14 protein-coding genes, 1 tRNA gene and 1 pseudogene are annotated in these 18314 nt (G+C 66.4%); 10 read left to right on the top strand and 6 right to left on the bottom strand.

Annotated elements, in window-relative coordinates; genetic code table 11:
* The first annotated feature begins 206 nt into the window (after positions 1 to 206).
* The 3 genes from ACYSUO_RS25665 to ACYSUO_RS25675 are packed head-to-tail and all read left to right on the top strand — an operon-like array spanning position 207 to position 5040.
* On the top strand, positions 207 to 1106 hold the full coding sequence (locus ACYSUO_RS25665) for an FAD binding domain-containing protein (protein WP_426903344.1): 900 nt from the start codon (positions 207 to 209) through the stop codon (positions 1104 to 1106).
* On the top strand, positions 1103 to 2701 hold the full coding sequence (locus ACYSUO_RS25670) for a (2Fe-2S)-binding protein (RefSeq protein ID WP_461778600.1): 1599 nt from the start codon (positions 1103 to 1105) through the stop codon (positions 2699 to 2701). Before ACYSUO_RS25665 ends, ACYSUO_RS25670 begins: the two co-directional genes overlap by 4 nt.
* Positions 2698 to 5040 carry a xanthine dehydrogenase family protein molybdopterin-binding subunit gene (locus tag ACYSUO_RS25675; protein ID WP_461778601.1) on the top strand — a complete coding sequence of 781 codons (2343 nt, stop codon included), beginning with the start codon at positions 2698 to 2700 and terminating at the stop codon, positions 5038 to 5040. Before ACYSUO_RS25670 ends, ACYSUO_RS25675 begins: the two co-directional genes overlap by 4 nt.
* A gap of 60 nt (positions 5041 to 5100) precedes the next feature.
* Here ACYSUO_RS25675 and ACYSUO_RS25680 read toward each other — a convergent pair.
* Positions 5101 to 5175 (bottom strand) — tRNA-Cys (locus ACYSUO_RS25680).
* A 186-nt stretch (positions 5176 to 5361) separates the two neighbouring features.
* Here ACYSUO_RS25680 and ACYSUO_RS25685 point away from each other — a divergent pair.
* From ACYSUO_RS25685 to ACYSUO_RS25700, 4 genes and pseudogenes are all read left to right on the top strand, one after another.
* Positions 5362 to 5601, top strand: a pseudogene (locus ACYSUO_RS25685) (MFS transporter); the annotation flags it as partial.
* Positions 5602 to 5743: 142 nt separating this feature from the next.
* Positions 5744 to 5950 carry a hypothetical protein gene (locus tag ACYSUO_RS25690; protein ID WP_461778602.1) on the top strand — a complete coding sequence of 69 codons (207 nt, stop codon included), beginning with the start codon at positions 5744 to 5746 and terminating at the stop codon, positions 5948 to 5950.
* A complete protein-coding gene (locus ACYSUO_RS25695) occupies positions 5934 to 6458 on the top strand; it encodes a DUF6879 family protein (protein ID WP_461778603.1) in 525 nt (174 codons plus the stop codon). Before ACYSUO_RS25690 ends, ACYSUO_RS25695 begins: the two co-directional genes overlap by 17 nt.
* Positions 6448 to 7293, top strand: coding sequence for a helix-turn-helix domain-containing protein (locus tag ACYSUO_RS25700; RefSeq protein ID WP_461778604.1), 846 nt, complete (start codon positions 6448 to 6450; stop codon positions 7291 to 7293). Before ACYSUO_RS25695 ends, ACYSUO_RS25700 begins: the two co-directional genes overlap by 11 nt.
* A 642-nt stretch (positions 7294 to 7935) precedes the next feature.
* On the opposite strand, the gene ACYSUO_RS25705 is transcribed toward ACYSUO_RS25700, so the two are convergent.
* The 4 genes from ACYSUO_RS25705 to ACYSUO_RS25720 all read right to left on the bottom strand — a co-directional run bounded on the left by ACYSUO_RS25705 (position 7936) and on the right by ACYSUO_RS25720 (position 11912).
* Entirely contained in the window at positions 7936 to 8940 is a 1005-nt protein-coding gene (locus ACYSUO_RS25705) for a hypothetical protein (RefSeq protein WP_461778605.1), read from the bottom strand.
* A gap of 1790 nt (positions 8941 to 10730) precedes the next feature.
* Positions 10731 to 11231: a hypothetical protein gene (locus ACYSUO_RS25710; protein WP_461778606.1), complete on the bottom strand. Its 501-nt coding sequence runs from the start codon at positions 11229 to 11231 to the stop codon at positions 10731 to 10733.
* A 322-nt stretch (positions 11232 to 11553) separates the two neighbouring features.
* A complete protein-coding gene (locus ACYSUO_RS25715) occupies positions 11554 to 11745 on the bottom strand; it encodes a hypothetical protein (RefSeq protein ID WP_461778607.1) in 192 nt (63 codons plus the stop codon).
* A complete protein-coding gene (locus ACYSUO_RS25720) occupies positions 11742 to 11912 on the bottom strand; it encodes a hypothetical protein (RefSeq protein WP_461778608.1) in 171 nt (56 codons plus the stop codon). Before ACYSUO_RS25720 ends, ACYSUO_RS25715 begins: the two co-directional genes overlap by 4 nt.
* 192 nt (positions 11913 to 12104) lie before the next feature.
* On the opposite strand from ACYSUO_RS25720, the gene ACYSUO_RS25725 reads away from it, so the two are divergent.
* Positions 12105 to 12608, top strand: coding sequence for a hypothetical protein (locus tag ACYSUO_RS25725; RefSeq protein WP_461778609.1), 504 nt, complete (start codon positions 12105 to 12107; stop codon positions 12606 to 12608).
* Between the two features lie 787 nt (positions 12609 to 13395).
* Here the strand turns inward: ACYSUO_RS25725 and ACYSUO_RS25730 are convergent.
* Positions 13396 to 14880 carry a recombinase family protein gene (locus ACYSUO_RS25730; protein WP_461778610.1) on the bottom strand — a complete coding sequence of 495 codons (1485 nt, stop codon included), beginning with the start codon at positions 14878 to 14880 and terminating at the stop codon, positions 13396 to 13398.
* Positions 14881 to 14944: 64 nt separating this feature from the next.
* Here ACYSUO_RS25730 and ACYSUO_RS25735 point away from each other — a divergent pair, with 64 nt between their 5' ends.
* Positions 14945 to 16198: an MFS transporter gene (locus tag ACYSUO_RS25735; protein ID WP_461778611.1), complete on the top strand. Its 1254-nt coding sequence runs from the start codon at positions 14945 to 14947 to the stop codon at positions 16196 to 16198.
* A gap of 196 nt (positions 16199 to 16394) precedes the next feature.
* Positions 16395 to 18197, top strand: a complete 1803-nt coding sequence (locus tag ACYSUO_RS25740; RefSeq protein WP_461778612.1) for a DEAD/DEAH box helicase — start codon at positions 16395 to 16397, stop codon at positions 18195 to 18197.
* Positions 18198 to 18314 lie beyond the last annotated feature (117 nt).

An 18314-nucleotide genomic window follows, 5' to 3' on the forward strand; every position in this document is an offset into this window, starting at 1 on the left:
CTATGAGGTGGAAGGGGCGAATGCCTCCTACCGGACCCCCTATCCAGGCCGGAAGGAAGATGTGCCAGAGTTGCCACGTCCGGCCTGTCAGCACGTACCGTACGGCGGAACAGGCGTAACGGCGGGAACGGCGGTCACGCGCGGACCACGCGGGGACCGGCGCCGTTGCCAGGCACGCGGCCGGACATCGGGAAGGGGCAGCCGGTTTGACCACGCACGCACCGCAGGCGACGACACAAGCCGCGGTACTTCCGGGTTCGCTGGACGAGGCCGTCGCGGCGCTCGCCGCCATGCCCGCCGCCGTACCGGTGGCCGGGGGCACGGACCTCATGGCCCAGGTCAACGCGGGGGGACTGCGCCCCGCCGCCCTCGTCGGGCTCGGCCGGATCAGCGAGATCCGCGGCTGGCAGTACCAGGACGGGAACGCGCTGCTCGGCGCGGGCCTCACCCACGCGCGCATCGGCCGCCCCGACTTCGCCGCGCTGATCCCCGGCCTCGCCGCCGCCGCGCGGGCCGCGGGCCCGCCCCAGATCCGCAACGCCGCCACGCTCGGCGGCAACATCGCCTCCGGCGCCCCGGCGAACGACACGCTGCCCGTACTGGCCGCGCTGGAAGCCACGTTGATCATCGCCGGGCAGGGCGGCGCGAGACGCGAAGTGCCGGTCTCGCATCTGCTGGCCGGCATGGAGATGCTCGCTCCGGGCGAGTTGATCGGGTTCGTACGGGTCCCGTTGCTGCACGCGCCGCAGGTCTTCCTGAAGGCGACCGGGCGTACCGGTCCCGGCCGTGCCATGGCCTCCGTCGCGCTCGTCCTCGACCCGGCGCGGCGCGGGGTGCGCTGCGCCGTCGGGGCCATCGCGCCGATGCCGCTGCGGCCCCTCGAGGCCGAGCAGTGGGTGGCCTCGCTCATCGACTGGGACGGCAACCGCGGCGCCCTCGTGCCCGAGGCCGTGCACGCCTTCGGCGAATACGTCGCCGCGGCCTGCGTCCCCGACCCGGAACCCGCGCCGGACGGCACGCAGCAGCAGTTGCCGCCCGCCGTACTGCATCTGCGGCGCACCGTCGCCGTGCTGGCCCGACGTGCACTTGGGAGGGCGCTGTCGTGACGAACGAGTACCCCGGACCCGACGGCTGGGAGCCGGTTCCCCAGGGTGAGTACGACTCCGACGCCACGGCCTTTGTGCAGCTGCCCCCCGAGGGCTTCCCGGACGCGGCGCCGCTGGAGGCGCCGGGTCATGGCTATGTGCCGCCGCAGATAACGGTGAGCCCGGCCACGGGTGCGGCCGCGACCGATCCTGCGGCGACCGGGGTGTGGGTGCTGCCGGAGAACCTGGTCGGACCGGGTGCCTCCGGCGGTGGGGCGGAGTCCGTGCCGGTCGAGCCCGTGGAGCAGGCGCCGCATCACGGGCAGACCGGGGAGTGGTCGATTCCGCTGGCGGGGGGTGAACTCCCGGACGAATCCGGGGAGTTCACCGCGTCCACGATGGCTCAGCAGTGGGGTGGGCACATGCCGCCGGCGACGTTGCCGGGCGGTGCGGCTGCGCCGTGGGCGGCGGTACCGGGTGTTGAGGCGAAGCCCTCGCTCGTCTCCCCGGAGCGGTCGGCCGAGCCTGCGTCGCGGGGCTCTGCCCCGGACCCCGCGCCTCAATCGCCGGCGGGGCTGGAATTGCAGGACTCCGCGTCTCGGCCGCCGGCAGAGATTGATGTGCCGAGCGCTGATGTGTCGGCTGAGCCCGTTGGGCACGAGGCCGTCGTCCCGGAGGCCCCCGAGGCGGAGGTCGGCGTCGCTCCGGAGGCCCCCGAAGCAGAGGTCGACGGCGCCTCGGAGGCTCCCGAGGGCGAGGTCGTCGGCGCCCCGGAGGCTCCCGAGGCAGAGGTCGGTGCCGAGGCGGAGGTGTCGGAGGGCGACGCTGCCGTCCGGCCTCCGCTTCACGACGATCACCCCCTCGCCAGTTACGTCCTGCGGGTCAACGGTGCGGATCGGCCCGTCACGGACGCGTGGATCGGAGAGTCGCTGCTGTACGTGCTGCGGGAGCGGCTCGGGCTCGCGGGGGCCAAGGACGGCTGCTCGCAGGGCGAGTGCGGCGCGTGCAACGTGCAGGTGGACGGCCGTCTCGTCGCCTCCTGCCTGGTGCCCGCGGCGACCACCGCGGGCAGCGAGGTCCGTACGGTCGAGGGGCTCGCCACCGACGGCCGGCCCTCGGACGTGCAGCGGGCGCTGGCCGCGTGCGGGTCGGTGCAGTGCGGCTTCTGCGTACCCGGCATGGCGATGACGGCGCACGACCTCCTGGAGGGCAACCCGAACCCGACCGCTCTGGAGACCCGCCAGGCGCTGTGCGGCAACCTGTGCCGCTGCTCCGGCTACCGGGGCGTCGTGGACGCGGTGCGCCAGGTGGCCGAGGAGCGCCGGGCGGCGGCCGATGCCGCGAGCGAGTCCTCGTCTGCCGAGGGCGGTGCGGGCGGCGCGGAAGAGCCGCTGATCCCGCGCCAGGCGGGCCCGGTGACGAACGAGGACATCCAGGGCGACGCGAAGCCGCGGAACGACCAGGCCACGCAGGGCTTCCAGAGCCCGCAGGGTTTCCAGAACCCGGTGGACCTCCCGCGTCCCCAGGGTTTCCAGAACCCGGCTGACGTCCCCCGTCCCCAGGACTTCCAGAACCCCCAGAACCCGCAGGACTTCCCGGACGGAGGCCAGGCATGACGAACGAGACGGCCACGACCTCCACGGCCCCCGCCGCTCCGGAAGCGGAGAGCTTCCCGCACGGCCTCGGCATGTCGCTCCCCTCGGCGGAGGCGCACGCCAAGGCGGAGGGCACGTTCCCGTACGCCGCCGATCTGTGGGCCGAGGGCCTGCTCTGGGCGTCGATCCTGCGCTCCCCGCACGCGCACGCGCGCGTGGTGAGCATCGACACCAGTCACGCGCGCGAGATGCCCGGCGTCCTCGCGGTCGTCACGCACGAGGACGTCCCCGGCGGCCCGTTGGCGGGGCACCGCGCGTCGGACCGCCCGCTGTTCGCCTCCGAAGTGGTGCGTCACCACGGAGAGGCGCTCGCGGCCGTGGCGGCCGACCACCCGGACACGGCGCGCATGGCCGCGGCCGCGATCATCGTCGAGTACGAGGTCCTCGACCCGGTCACGGACCCCGAGCAGTCGTTCGGCGCGGAGCCCCTGCACCCCGACGGCAACCTGATCCGCCATATCCCGCTTCAGCACGGTGACGCCGAGGCGACCGGCGAGGTCGTCGTCGAGGGCCTCTACCGCATCGGCCGCCAGGACCCGGCGCCGATCGGCGCGGAGGCAGGACTCGCGGTGCCCCGCCCCGACGGCGGCGTCGAGCTCTACATCGCCTCCACCGACCCGCACGGCGACCGCGATCTGGCCGCCGCCCGCTACGGCCTGGAGCGCGAGCGCGTGAAGGTCGTCGTCACCGGCGTGCCCGGCGCGACGGCCGACCGGGAGGACCCGAGCTTCCACCTCCCGCTGGGCCTGCTCGCCCTGCACACCGGCTGCCCGGTCAAGCTGGCGGCGTCCCGCGAGGAGTCCTTCCTCGGCCACCCGCACCGCCACCCCACCCTCCTGCGCTACCGCCACCACGCCGACGCGGACGGCCGGTTGGTCAAGGTGGAGGCCCAGATCCTGCTCGACGCGGGCGCCTACGCGGACACGTCGTCCGACGCGCTCGCCGCCGCGGTCTCCTTCGCCTGCGGCCCCTACGTAGTGCCGCACGCCTCCATCGAGGGCTGGGCGGTACGGACGAACAACCCGCCCTCGGGCCACGTACGGGGAGAGGGCGCGCTGCAGGTCTGCGCCGCGTACGAGGCGCAGATGGACAAGCTCGCGAAGAAGCTGGGCGTCGACCCGGCCGAACTGCGCCTGCGCAACGTCCTGGCGACCGGCGACATCCTCCCGACGGGGCAGACGGTGACGTGCCCGGCGCCCGTGGCCGAACTGCTCACCTCAGTAAGGGACTTCCCGCTGCCGCCGCTGCCCAAGGACTCGCCGGAGGAGGACTGGCTGCTCCCCGGCGGACCCGAGGGCGTCGGTGAACCGGCCGCGATCCGCCGTGGCGTCGGCTACGGCGTCGGCATGGTGCACATGCTGGGCGCGGAGGGCACGGACGAGGTCTCCACGGCCACGGTGAAGGTCCACGGCGGCGTCGCGACGGTCATCTGCGCCGCGGTGGAGACGGGCCAGGGCTTCGCCACGCTCGCCCGCCAGATCGTCCAGGAGACGCTCGGCGTCGAGGAAGTCCACGTGGCGCCGGTCGACACGGACCAGCCGCCCGCGGGCCCCGGCTGCCGGGGCCGGCACACATGGGTGTCGGGCGGAGCGGTCGAGCGGGCGGCCAAGATGGTCCGCACCCAGCTCCTCCAGCCCCTGGCGCACAAGTTCGGCATGTCCACGGAGCTGCTGCAGATCGCGGACGGCAAGATCACGTCCTACGACGGTGTGCTCTCGACGACCGTCGAAGAGGCCATGGACGGCAAGGAGTTGTGGGCCACGGCGCAGTGCCGCCCGCACCCCACGGAGCCGCTCGACGCCTCGGGCCAGGGCGACGCCTTCGTCGGCATGGCCTTCTGCGCGATCCGCGCGGTGGTGGACGTGGACATCGAGCTCGGCTCGGTGCGCGTGGTCGAACTCGCGGTCGCCCAGGACGTCGGCCGCATCCTCAACCCCGCCCAGCTCGCGGCCCGTATCGAAGCGGGCGTCACCCAGGGCGTGGGCGCGGCCCTCACGGAGAACCTCCGCACCCCGAAGGGCATCGTCCGCCGCCCCGACCTGACCGGGTACGCCCTGCCCACCTCGCTCGACGCCCCCGAGATCCACATCGTCAACCTGGTCGAGGAGCGCGACGTGGTCGCCCCCTTCGGCGCGAAGTCCGCGAGCGCGGCCCCGGTGGTCGCGTCCCCCGCGGCGGTCGCTTCGGCGGTCCGCGCGGCGACCGGCCGCCCGGTCAACCGGCTGCCGATCAGGCCGCAGGCGGCGGTGGTCACGGACGCGCCGGCTCCGGGAGCGGTCGTGGCGGACGCGACCGGCTGAGGCCGCACCCCGTGCACGACGAAGGGGCGCCCCGCATTCTGCGGGGCGCCCCTTCGTGCGTGGAGGCCGTGACCGGAATCGAACCGGTGTGCTTCGCTTTGCAGGCGAATCCCTAAGCCACTCGGGCACACGGCCAAGCTGCGCCTCACGCTACGGGCACGTGATCACCGGCCTCAAGGCTTCCCGGCACCCTGCAATGCGACTGCCATACGCCGTTCATGATGCGGCGCCCGCGGCGCCCGGACCTACGACCAACGGCCGACCCGAGAACCCGCCTCCCGACAGGGGCCACCGCCCCATACGCCCCTTACTCTGAACCGCATGGCCGCCCTCGAAGACGTCACAGACGACGCCCCCGCCCACCCCGTCCTCTCCGAGACCGAAGGTGTCCTCGGCCGCACCTATCGCGCGCTCAGCATCGGCATCGTCACCGTCGTGCTGCTCATCGCCTTCGAGGCCACCGCGGTCGGGACGGCAATGCCCGTCGCGGCACGGGAGTTGGACGGGGTGTCGCTGTACGCGTTCGCGTTCTCGAAGGCGGCATCTTTCACTACAGGAGTCTAGCCGCCCTCGGTCGGCGGCACCCTGGCCACGGCTTTACCCGATGACGCGAATATTGGCCCGGCCGCATAGACGCTGCTCACGGGCCCCTCGTACCGTCGTGGCAGACGCCCCAACAGGGGCCAGCCGAAGGGGAGTTCACGTGGCACGCGAGGAGCTACAGCGACTGACCGGGAACGGCAACGGCACGTGCGGCAAGGACGATTGCGCGAACGTCTACCGCACCGCCTCAGGCTCGTTCGTCGTCCAGGGGGACGTGTCGACGGCGTTCCGGCCGCCCGAGGGGGAAGGGCTCGTGGAGATCCCCGAAGAGGTCTTGAAGGAGGCAATCCGTGCTCTTGGCTGGTGAGCAGTGGGCAGCGAAGTTCGAGGCGACACAGCGGGAGGCGTGGCGGCTGGAGACCCTGCCGCAGTACCTCATGCCCCAAGAGGCAGGAGAGTTCGAAGCCTTCAAGGCCGGGGCCCGTATCGACCCTCAGACGGTCCAGAACGAGTACACCGACCGCCTACGCCGTCATGCCTCTGAGGGGCGCCCACAGGGGCGCGTACACGTCCTGACACGGCCTCTGTCTGACTACCTCCGGTTCGAGTTCCACCAGTACTACGCGCCTCACTCGCTGGCCGGTGAACAGATCCGGATTCTCGACGTGACCGACCGGGAAAACCCGCTCGCCGGTGTCCAGGATTTCTGGATGTTCGATCACGCCGAAGTGGTGCTGATGAACTACCACCCCGACGGAGAGCAGATCAACCGCGAGGTATTCGAGGGTGACGTGACCCCGTACATCGAGTACCAGCGAATCGCGGTAGCTGAGTCCGTGCCCTTCGAGGAGTACGTGAAGGGCCTTGACCTTTGAACCTGAGAGGCTAGGTCAGTCCAGGTCAGACCTAGCAGAAGCAATGCGCACACTGCGGAAGCGGGCCGGGAAAACTCAAACCTGGCTCGCTCGCCGCTGCACCATGTCTCAAACCAAAATCAGCAACATCGAGAGCGGAAAGCTAACCCCCGCCCTGGTCGACGTTGAGCTGATATTGGATGCGCTCGGGACCGAGGGGCCGGAAGCCGAAGAACTCCTGTCCCTTGCTCGCACCGCAAACACTGAGTGGCAGGATCATTGGTCATCCCGTCGCAGAGGACTGGACAAGAAGCAGAACGAGCTAGCACGGCTCGAATCGTCCTCCACTGAGTTCCGGTACTTCATGCTGTCAGCCGTTACCGGACTACTGGCCACACCTGAATACGTTCGGGCCAGCATTGCTGACGTATCCGGCGACCAGTCCAAGACTGTTGCCAGGAAGCTAGAGCGCCAAAGCGTTCTGCGCGACGACTCCAAGTCGTTTACCTTCATCCTCACAGAGCAAGCCGTTAGGTGGCCTTTCCTGCCTCCAGTCGGCATGGCTATGCAGCTCGATTGGCTGGCCTCTGTCTCCAGGATTCCGAACGTGAGTATCGGAGTAATCCCGATGAGCGGCCACATCCCAGAAATGCCGCTCAACACCTTCACGGTCTACGACCGGCGGCTAGCCACTGTGGAGACAGGTACCGGGGCTTTGATCCTCAGGGACCACCGTGACGTGAACGCCTACCGCGAGGACTTTGATCGCTACTCGACTTACGCCAAGTTCGGGGACGAATGCCGGGAACTCCTGTCCGACTGGTCAGAGATCTTTACCCGACAACGCGAATATTGACCCTGACTGCCCCTGCTCCGAGAGACCATGAATCCTCAGCGAGAGGAGTCGGGGATGGCAACTACAGCAGAGACCAACGCGGGTCGGGGTGAGTACGTGACCTTCGCCCCCAGGGGCGAGAAGTGCGTCGACTGTGGGCAGGAACTGGAAAGCCTCGACCGCGTGTGGCGGGTCACTTATGAACGAGTCTCGGGGCCCCCGGCCCTTGGCCCGTACCGGCATTACGAGAAGTGCCCCGAGTAGTTCAGGTGATGGCACCTATTTCCCCTGCCATGCTTGCCCAAGAGTTTCCGAGGCACCGCGACGGCGAGCAACAAGAGCAGTGCCCCGGAAAGGGGACGGCCAACGAACCAACGGCAGCCGTCCCCACCAAATGAAGAAGAGGCCCCCTACCGAGTGAACCGGTAGGGGGTTTCCCTTGCTGTCAGAGAGCCAGCCACACAGGAGTACTGGCGTCCAACTCAATCGCTCCGTCAATGGGGGACCAATCTCCATTGGGGTTCAGTCCGCCCTTTCCGAGATAAGCGCTATCAACCGGAGTGCCGGTCCCCTCAGGTGCGCCGTAGCTATCCGGCAAGCCCCTCTGCCGGTTGCGATACGCCCGGACCAACTCCCTTGCCTCTTTCATCGATTGGCTATCGGTCACTTGAGCGTCCCGCCGTTGTCCAGGTAGCCGAAGTAAGAGGCGTCGTGTGCCGCCTGCTTCGCCGTCTCTCGCTTCTCCTCAGGAGTACGGGTGTCGTTGCGCTCGACCTCGGCCCGCGCGGCACGGTCCGCGTAATTCTCCTTCTCCGATTCGTCGAGCTGACTCTTAGACCACTTCCGAATACCGTCACCGGGGATAGTCGCCGACTCGACCTTGGCGAGTGCGTCAGCCAGAGAGAAGGACGGATTGTCGGAGGCGTACGGGTCCATGCCGCCGAAGCCAAGAGAATTGCGGCGCTGGGCTACCGAAACAAACTCCACACCGTTGATATCAGCGAAAGCGTCAGGGAGCTTGCCCACCACTGCATCACGAGCATTCAGAGCGTCGCGGAGAAGCCCCAGTGCCTTAACGGCGTCCTTCGTGCGCTGCTCCATTTCCTTCTCCGCCCAGGTACGGTAAACGGCGCTGGAGTAGAGATCCTGGTAAGCCTGATCAAGCTTGGCGCGACTCTCGTGGGCGACGGTGGTACCGACCGTAATGGCATTCTCAAGCTTGTTCAGCTCCTTATGGAGCGGAGCCAAATCCTCATGCTCTATCGGCTCGGGAACTTCCTCCCCGGCCTCGATTGCGGCCTTAAGTCGAGACTGGTAATCGGTCTCATCCTGCTTCCGTCGAGAAATGGTCTCCTGGAATGCAACAGACTGAACCTGCCACTCAGCCTCGCTGCGACTCACGTACTCCAGTCGCTTATTCAGCTCCTGGCCAAGAGTCTTAACGTCCTTGGAATCGGTCTCGTGCTCCTGGTAGCCGTAAGGAGGGGCCGGAGTAAGGAAACCCTTTCGGTAAGTCGGGTCCTTGAGCTGCTTAATCTCATTCTCGAACTTTTCACGCTCCACCTGGATATGCCCCATGGAGGCAGGCTGCGCGTTGGGGTGCAGGTCCGGGAGGTCGTCGTATCGCTTCGGCATAACCGGCATACCCGTCTGGCTGTGGTAAGTCATAGTCAGTTCTCCTTTTGATTCAGGATCTCGGCCGCAATCACAGCGGCCTCTTCGTTCTTCTTCAGTTCTGCTCGTTCAGCCTGGGCCCGTTTACGGGCCTCTCGTTCAAGCTGGAATCGCCTAAACCAGCCTCGGGGGCCTCGCTCAACGAGACCCATGAACGAGCTATCGGGGCCGCTGTAGACCCGTGTGGCTCCATCTGGGCACGACACCAGGGAGAAGCCCACCGGCATCCCGTTAGCGGCCCCTGGAGATGCAGGGATCACGTGGTGCAGCACCGGGGCTGAGTAGGTAAGTCGGATCGGTATCCGATCCTCGCTCTTCTCCAGTCCCGGACTCACATAGAAAACGGCCCGCGCCCCTTTGGGCTCCAGGAGTCGGGGAGTTGGGTTAGCCGTCATAGTCTTCCCCGTTCTCTGCGTTCATCTGCTCAACGAGTCGGATGGTGTCGGCATAGGTGCTCATGGTCTTCACTCGCCGTCCGGTGTCCCCGGCATTCAGGCAACCATGCTCATGGTTGCGCCATGGGAAAGCTCGGTTGTAACGCTGATCCCCGGATGGGATACATCGGGGATTACACGAGATGCTCATGCGGTCTCCCTTCGGAAGACGTGTCGGGTGTTCTTTCGGGACCAGCTTTCAAACCACTCCCTCTTGCACTGGCGACACCAGGGCTGCACTCCCGCCCGGTGGCTGCTGGACTTATTGAAGGAGTCCAGGTCCTTCTCCCGCTCACAACGGGAACATGTCTTCTTTTCCTTCATCTCTCTTCTCCCTCTCTACTGATCTGCCAGATCAGTTTGACCACAAGAGAAAGGGCCGCCCGGTAATCGAGCGGCCCCTACTCCTGGGAATGAACAACGACGCTAAGAAACAGAACCTAGACCCTTTTCAACCCGAGGAAGGATCAATCCTCGCTGTGCCTGTTTCGGAGACCGGTCGACACAGTTACCAGCAACCCCTGACTGTCGGCAGGGGGAAGTTTTAGCCGCCGTTCCGCTGCTGGTGAATGCGGGCCAGACTCGGTACGGCGTGAGGGTTACCGGGTACTAGGCGGCTTGTCCCGACTGGACTGGAGCGAGGGGTTATCCAGCCGGAAGTAGAAGGAGAGGGAGGAAGGCTGACGAGACCGAAGACCCTCTCCATAAGTAATGGAAAGAACGGACACTCTTGCGGTGTCCTACTGGTGATCACTAGGCCGCTATTTGGCGGCCATATCTACTTACTCTGTATCGCCGCTCTTAAGGCGGCTCTAGATACTCAGAAGAGAAACGGATAGTAGATAAGGTCCCCCTACCCCCAAACTATTAAAGCTCAGGAGTAGGAGTACTCATCCTGGTATCTCTCAGATGGAGTATCCGGTGAGCCACCATGCGAACCGGTTGGTTCTCGACTTGTGAATAAGGCCAGCACCGTAGTGCTCGACAGAGGCACACCGCCGAGTGTGCTTGTCCCCAGAGGATCACTCCTCCATAGATCATGGAAAGAACGGACAGAGCCAGGACTCTTCCCCCATGCGATTTGCGACTATGTCCCAGCCGGCTGGAGCGTAGCCCCAGCTCAGAGCGCGTGATGCTCATTCTCTGAAGCCCTATCAAGTTGCTCTCGGGAACAGTCTTGGTTGATGTCTCCGACTCCTCAGGGCAGGAAAGCCCTGTACGGCCCTCTAGGGCCCTCTCCGCCTTCCGATGGGAGCAGGTACCAGGGTCGGGCTCTCAGGCCCGGAGAAGGGCACTTGGGCGCAAATAAAGCCCCCGGCATCCAAAGACACCGGGGGCGGGTTACTGCTGTCAGAGAATCATCGTGAAGGGTTCCATCCGGGCGAGAGGCTGCACGGAACCCATGCGGGGAAGGTTGGCGAGATACCAGGGCTTCATAGAGCCGATCACATGCTTCGACCACTGGCCCTTGGATACCTCAGCTCCACTAGGGCCGGGAATACCGGTGTACTCCTGGGACGGCATTTCGTGTGCCGACAGCCAAGCCTTGACCTCTGCCTGCTTCTCCTTGGGGAAGTACCGAAAGCGTTCCCAGTCATTGGACGTGCGGTCGGCGTAGTCGTCCATACAAGCTCGACCATCAACGCCCTGATGATTCAAGAGTTCCCGTACTGACAAGACCTCATCCTCATCGAAACCATCCGGGTCTTCCGAGTAGGCGTCATTGCCACGGGCCGACTTCCATTCGATAAGGCCTTCCGTAGCTCCCTGAAGAGCCTCCCGCTCTCTCTCGGTAATCCCGGAAGGCTTGGGCAACTTCCACCCCTCTCGCGAGCGCTCAGCCTCGCTCACACCCTCGGCCCTAGCCTGCGCTCGACGAGAAGCACGCTTGCGGTTGTCCCTCTTGGTCTTGCACTGGGGGTGCGCCGGATTGGTTCGGGGGTTCTGCCCCCGCTTCCCCTTGGGCTTCTCGTAAATCCAAGGATCTCCGCAGTCACACACCAGCGGTACCGAAACAGTCTCAATAGCAGTAGCCATAGGTCTCTCCTTCTAAGGCAATAGAAAGGGGTCCGGCTGAATGCCGAACCCCTGGGTGTGGGATAATGGATATAGAAGGACCCGCCTAAATTTGGATTAGGCGGGTCCTTCGTTTATCTGGTGAATATCTCCTCTACTAGAGGGGTACACCTTCGAGCTTGGCAGCCAGGTACGCGGCGGCATAGGTAGCGCCCGCATGGTCCACGTTGAACAGCTTCACTCCGTCGTGAATCACAGTCGGGGTCCCTTCCGGGAACTCCTCCCCCTCCACAGGAGCCCAGGTGTTTCCGTCGGCATCGGTGTACCAGCCGTCATCGTCGAGAGTCACTTGACCCCCTCCAGGGTCTCTCGGATCTTCTGGGCTACGTATTCCGGTGTTACGGGTGTCGGGTTTCCTTCAATGAGATCAGCCGCGTATTCGAGCAAAACGCTCACTCCCCCCTGCCACTTCCACATTTCCCGCAACTCCTCGTAATGAGTACTGGCGATTTCCATGCCTCCCCCTTGCTCCTGTGTGTCGTCATTCGTCGGACCGGGTGTCAGGGAGAGCTGTGCTCGGAATCCCTCTTGCCCCCTGCCGCTCAGCAGCCCTTGGGGCTGGTGCGGCGTCCTGTATCCATCATGACACGAGTGATACGTATCGATCAACTCTGAACGTATCGATACGTAGCGAGGTAGTCTGGCGGTATGGACGAGATGACCTACCGGCGGGGGCCGGTGACCGTAGCTGCCAAGTGGGATGACGGCAGGCTCGTGGACCTGCACATCACTGCTGACAAGGGGGATGGCATCGGTCACGGCGACCTACAGCGGGCCCTGATGCACATCGAGGCAGACCTACGAGCCGACCGGGGCGGGAGGCCCGTGCCTGCTCCGCCGACCCCTGAGGAGCGGGAGGCTCGGAAGGAGCGCCGCAAGGAGTGGGATGCCGTGGCAACCGTCTTGGCGGAGGCGTTCCAGAGGGGCGGCAAGTCCAGTGACATCTACCTGGCAACCCTGGCTAGGGCTTATGAGGTGCTGGCTAAGGTCAAGAATGCCGACACTGTGAAGTGGCAGGCAATCGGTACGGCTATCGATCGGTCCCCGAATACGGCAAAGATGCACCTGGTAGAAGCGAGGAGATCAGGTTTCCTTTCCGAGTTTGGGGAGATGACCAGTAAGGCGAAAGCGGTATTCGCTAAGAAGGGGTAGGGGGGGAGGGGCCCTCTCTCGATTCCAATTGAATAAGCCGGTACGGCAATGAAAAAGACCCCCGGTCGCTCGGGGGTCTTTCTGTGTCCGGGGCCTGTTGCTGGCTCCCTACCAGGCCAGCCGTGCCCCACGTTCTCCGAGACCTCTGGGTCTAGCGCTAGCTCTAGTCGGCACGGCCGACGAGACCTCCCCCGTCGTCAGGGATCTCTGTTATGGCGAACGAGCCGTGGCCGTACGCCTCAGGTCATCTGGACGGTAGGGCTGCACCCCCTGCCTCTCGGTCGCACTGTGGTTTGCGGTGTCGAGCCAAGTCACAGTGAGCGCGCAGTACGGCTTGGTTGTCTGCGTTGCTGTACGGCTTTCTGTGAGGCGAACAATCAAGCTCAAGTGTCAGTGGTTATGCGACTTGTGATCGACGCTCAGAGAAGCGTTGAGAACGTTTGTGATGCGTTGTCTTCATCGTGTTCATTGTGTCGAGATTCGTTCGCGCATTTCTTGTTGCGCTTGGATGTATGGACGCGCGTAGGGGAGGGGGGTGGACCCGCATGCGGGCGTTATTTTGATCGGGACGTCATAGCAGCCGCCATCTTGTACGGGTTCCCGTGGATTGAGTAGGGCCCAGATGGGGCCCATTTCGCGGCTGTGACCACAATCACGTGCCCTTGGTATTGCTGGACAAGGGGTTCTTTTGGGGCTGAGTGTCCAAATGGTGGATTTCTTAATCTGTGGTGTGACAACAGAAAAGCCCCGGTCTCTCGACCGGGGCCCTCTCTGAGTCGGGGTGTCGCTAGCTCCTGTCCTCGGTCAAGGCCGAGTACAGGGAATCGTCATTCCCCTGTGTGAGTCTGATAGAAAGCCGCCCCGCCTGAACGTGCATCCTCCTGAGGTTCTGTTCTTCTTCCTCGGTCTCCGGAACGGGTTCAGCGGCGACGACCACTTGTACGCCGTTGTTCCTCATTTCCTCTCCGCGCTGCCAGTCACTCCATGAAGACCAGACCTCGTCCACCGTTTCGCCGGTCGGCACAAGCTCTGTCCAGTCCTCCTGTACCGGCGTGGCTGACAGTTGGTCGAGTCGAGTCCTCAGGGCGTCCATGCGGGCCCGGTAACCCTCCCGGTCGTCATCCCAGTCCCCTTCTTCGTCCTGCCGCCTCAGGCGGGAAATGCGGGCCCTCAGTTCCTCGATCTCTGCCGAGTGGTCCACTCCGTAGTGCTGAACCTTCTTGTACCGGGGCTCTCCTTCAAACCAGGAGAAGATTTGCCGAGTCAGGTACCAGGCGATGACCGGTTCACCGACGGACTTGTTGTTGCAGTGTGGATTCCGGCAGAGGTAGAACGGGGTGGTTCCTCGGCTGGAAATCTGCCGGTACATGTTCTTGTCGCAGGGCCCACACACGACGACTCGGAGATACGGCGTTGAGTTGGACCGTGGCCTACGCTCCGGGGCTTTCCGCTCGGCTGCCACCTTCTTGATCCTCTGCCATTCGCTCAGCGAGATAAGCGGCTCGGCCCTTTCGAGGGGTAGGCCGAACTCGTCCAGGATCTCTTCCCCCTTGTGGACTGCTCGACCAACGATGTTCGGGGAAGTCAGCATTCGCTGTACGGCCATGTTGCCCCAGGTGTTCGCACCCTTGGGGGTCGGGATGCCGCACTCTTCGAGCTTCCGGGCAATGGCTACGAAAGCCAGCCCATCTTCGAGAAGGAGCTTCACCATCCACCGGACAATCCAGGAGTCCATTTCGTCGACGACGAGACGGAAGTTCCCCTTGGTCCCCTCGACCCGGTAGCCGAACGGGATTGCGTGGCCGCCGTGCCACCTACCGGCCGCCCGCGCCCTCTCGTGGCTCTGCTCGTTGCGCTCCTGGATTGCCTCCCACTCCCAGGAGCCGACCATGCCCATCAGCTCTGCGTACCGCTTGCCGGAAGCGGTGCGGGTGTCGATCGAATCGACGTGAGTCACAAGGAACTTGTCGTGTTCCTTGAGCCATTCCAGGAAGAGATACAGGTCTACGGGGCGGCGGGTGAGCCGATCCATCTTCTGTGCCGCGATGCCGTCGTACAGGTCTGGGGTCTTGAGCCACTCCCCAAGTTCCGGTCGCTGGAAGAGCCGCACCTCTCGTCCGGACACGTCCCGGTCACGAGTGAGGTGGACTAGGTCCCCCTCCTTATAGTCGGCCAGCCTCCGTACGTCGTTCTCCTGGCCCTCGAAGGAGTCGGAGTGCTCACGTAGCTTCGACTCTCTGAGCGCTCCCAGTAGCCGCAGCTTGTTACCCATGCTCGTCCGTTCCTTGCACCCTTGCGCCCCCACCGAGAGTACGGCGGCGACTGGCGGTGTTGTAGTGGGGAATGCCGCCTGCGCGTTCTCAGGCTTCTTCACGACCAGCCTGTTCGGGATGGTGTTCGCCGGGCAGTGGGCCGACCGGAGCGGGCCGCTGGGCCCCGTCACGGCCGGGATCGGGGCCTTCGCCGCGGGGCTGCTGCTCGCCGGGACCGCGGGCACCATGTGGATGTTCATCGCCGGGCGGGCCGTGCAGGGGCTCGGCGGCGGCCTGGTGATCGTCGGGCTCTACGTCGTCGTCAGCCGGGCCTACCCGGAGCGACTGCGGCCCGCGATCATGGCGGCGTTCGCGGCGAGCTGGGTCGTGCCGTCGATCGTCGGGCCGCTGGCGTCCGGGGCCGTGACCGAGCACATCGGCTGGCGGTGGGTGTTCCTCGGGATCCCCGCGCTCGTCGTGCTGCCGCTCGCGCTCGCGCTTCCCGAGGTGCGGCGGCGGGCCGGCGGGCCGCCCGAGGGGACGGCGCCCGCGCGCTTCGACCGACGGCGCATCCGCCTCGCCCTCGGGATCTCGCTCGGCGCGGGCCTCCTCCAGTACGCCGCCCAGGACCTGCGGCCGCTGTCCCTGCTGCCCGCCGCCGTCGGTGTCGCCCTCCTCGTGCCGTCCGTGCTCGGGCTGCTGCCGAAGGGCACGTACCGGGCCGCACGCGGGCTGCCGTCCGTGGTGCTGCTGCGCGGGATCTCGGCGGGGTCGTTCATCGCGGCCGAGTCGTTCGTGCCGCTGATGCTGGTGACGCAGCGGGGGCTCAGCCCCACCCTCGCCGGGTTCTCGCTCGCCGCGGGCGGCGGGACCTGGGCGTTCGGCTCGTGGCTGCAGTCCCGGCCGCGGGTCGAGCCGTACCGGGAGCGGCTCGTCGCCGGAGGCATGGTGCTGGTCGCCGCGGCCGTCGCGGTCGCGCCGAGCGTGCTGATCCCGGCCGTGCCCGTGTGGACGGTGGCGGTCGCCTGGGCCTTCGGCTGCCTGGGGATGGGGCTCGTGATCTCGTCCACGTCCGTACTGCTGCTCCAGCTGTCCGCGCCCGAGGAGGCCGGGACGAACTCCGCCGCGCTCCAGATCTCCGACGGCCTCTCCAACGCGCTGCTGCTCGCCGTGGGCGGCGCCGCCTTCGCGGCGCTCGGCGGGGGAGCGGTGGGCCACGGCGCCGTACAGGGGGCCGGGGGCTCGCATCCGGCCGCGTTCGTCGCGGTGTTCCTGCCGATGGCGGCCGTCGCGCTCGTGGGCGTATGGGTGGCCTCCCGGCTGCGTGCACACCGGTGACGTAGCCCTGACTCCGCGTAGAAGCGACGTGGAAGTGACGTGGAAGTCGACGCTCCGGGCCGCCAGTTGATCTGTGACACACGTCCCAACCACGCCGTCCCCGGCCTCGCCCAGCGCGCCCGTCAACCTCGGCACCGGTAGGGTGGCCCGGTTGTCATACGTAGCCGTGCCGTCCAGCTTTGAGTATCCGGAGACCGTGACTACTACATCCACCACTCCTTCTGCCTCGTCCGCCCACCTGTCACCCGCCTTCCCCGGCCGCGCCCCCTGGGGCACCGCCAACAAGCTGCGTGCCTGGCAGCAGGGTGCGATGGACAGGTACATCCAGGAGCAGCCGCGCGACTTCCTCGCGGTCGCCACCCCGGGCGCCGGCAAGACCACGTTCGCGCTCACCCTCGCGTCCTGGATGCTGCACCACCACGTCGTGCAGCAGGTGACCGTGGTCGCGCCGACCGAGCACCTGAAGAAGCAGTGGGCCGAGGCCGCCGCCCGCATAGGGATCAAGCTGGACCCCGAGTACAGCGCGGGCCCGCTCAGCAAGGAGTACCAGGGCGTCGCCGTCACGTACGCGGGTGTGGGCGTGCGCCCGATGCTGCACCGCAACCGCAGCGAGCAGCGCAAGACGCTCGTGATCCTCGACGAGATCCACCACGCCGGTGACTCGAAGTCGTGGGGCGAGGCCTGCCTGGAGGCCTTCGAGCCGGCCACCCGCCGCCTCGCGCTCACCGGTACGCCGTTCCGCTCCGACACCAACCCGATCCCCTTCGTCCAGTACGAGGAGGGCAGGGACGGCATCCGGCGCTCGTCCGCCGACTACACGTACGGCTACGGCCAGGCGCTCGCCGACAACGTCGTGCGGCCGGTCATCTTCCTCTCGTACAGCGGCAACATGCGCTGGCGCACGAAGGCCGGCGACGAGATCGCGGCCCGGCTCGGCGAGCCGATGACCAAGGACGCCATCAGCCAGGCCTGGCGCACCGCCCTCGACCCGCGCGGCGAGTGGATGCCGAGCGTGCTGCGCGCCGCCGACGCCCGCCTCACCGAGGTCCGTAAGGGCATCCCGGACGCGGGCGGCCTCGTCATCGCCTCCGACCAGGACTCGGCCCGCGCGTACGCGAAGCTGATCCGTGAGATCACGGGCAGCAAGGCCACCGTCGTGCTCTCCGACGACACCGGCGCCTCGAAGCGGATCGACGACTTCGCGGCGAGCGATGACCGGTGGATGGTCGCCGTCCGCATGGTGTCCGAAGGCGTCGACGTCCCGCGCCTCGCGGTCGGCGTCTACGCCACGACGATCTCGACCCCGCTCTTCTTCGCGCAGGCCGTGGGCCGCTTCGTGCGATCCCGGCGCCGCGGCGAGACGGCCTCCGTCTTCCTGCCCACCGTCCCCGACCTGCTCGGCTTCGCCAACGAGATGGAGGTCGAGCGCGACCACGTCCTCGACAAGCCGAAGAAGGACGAGGAGGAGGACCCCTACGCCGAGTCCGAGAAGGAGATGGACGAGGCGAACAAGGAGCAGGACGAGGACACCGGCGAGCAGGAGCAGTTCTCCTTCGAGGCCCTGGAGTCCGAGGCCACCTTCGACCGGGTCATGTACAACGGCGCCGAGTTCGGCATGCAGGCGCACCCCGGCAGCGAGGAGGAGCAGGACTACCTCGGCATCCCCGGCCTCCTCGAACCCGACCAGGTGCAGCTGCTCCTCCAGAAGCGCCAGGCCCGCCAGATCTCGCACAGCAAGAAGAAGCCGGACAGCGAGGCCGACCTCCTCGAACTGCCCGCGGACCGCCGCCCCGTCGTCTCCCACAAGGAGCTGATGGAGCTGCGCAAGAAGCTCAACACCATCGTCGGCGCGTACGTGCATCAGAGCGGGAAGCCGCACGGTGTCGTCCACACCGAGCTGCGCCGGGTGTGCGGCGGGCCGCCGAGCGCGGAGGCGACCGGCGGACAGCTGCGCCAGCGCATCGCCAAGGTGCAGGAATGGGCCACCCGCATGAAGTGACATGGGGATCAAGTGCGGGCAATCGCGCACATCTCCGGCCGTTGGCTGCCCGGATTCTGGACGGAGTCTTCCGCTCAGCGGGACGACCTCGCTACATTCCGGGCAACGCACACGCCC

This window comes from Streptomyces sp. UC4497, from assembly GCF_054871485.1.

Excerpts from the sequence above, each read along its gene's own strand:
- ACYSUO_RS25730 (WP_461778610.1), bottom strand. The coding sequence starts at position 14,880 with ATGGGTAACAAGCTGCGGCTACTGGGAGCGCTCAGAGAGTCGAAGCTA.
- ACYSUO_RS25675 (WP_461778601.1), top strand. The coding sequence starts at position 2,698 with ATGACGAACGAGACGGCCACGACCTCCACGGCCCCCGCCGCTCCGGAA.
- ACYSUO_RS25725 (WP_461778609.1), top strand. The coding sequence starts at position 12,105 with ATGGACGAGATGACCTACCGGCGGGGGCCGGTGACCGTAGCTGCCAAG.
- ACYSUO_RS25705 (WP_461778605.1), bottom strand. The coding sequence starts at position 8,940 with ATGACTTACCACAGCCAGACGGGTATGCCGGTTATGCCGAAGCGATAC.
- ACYSUO_RS25720 (WP_461778608.1), bottom strand. The coding sequence starts at position 11,912 with ATGGAAATCGCCAGTACTCATTACGAGGAGTTGCGGGAAATGTGGAAG.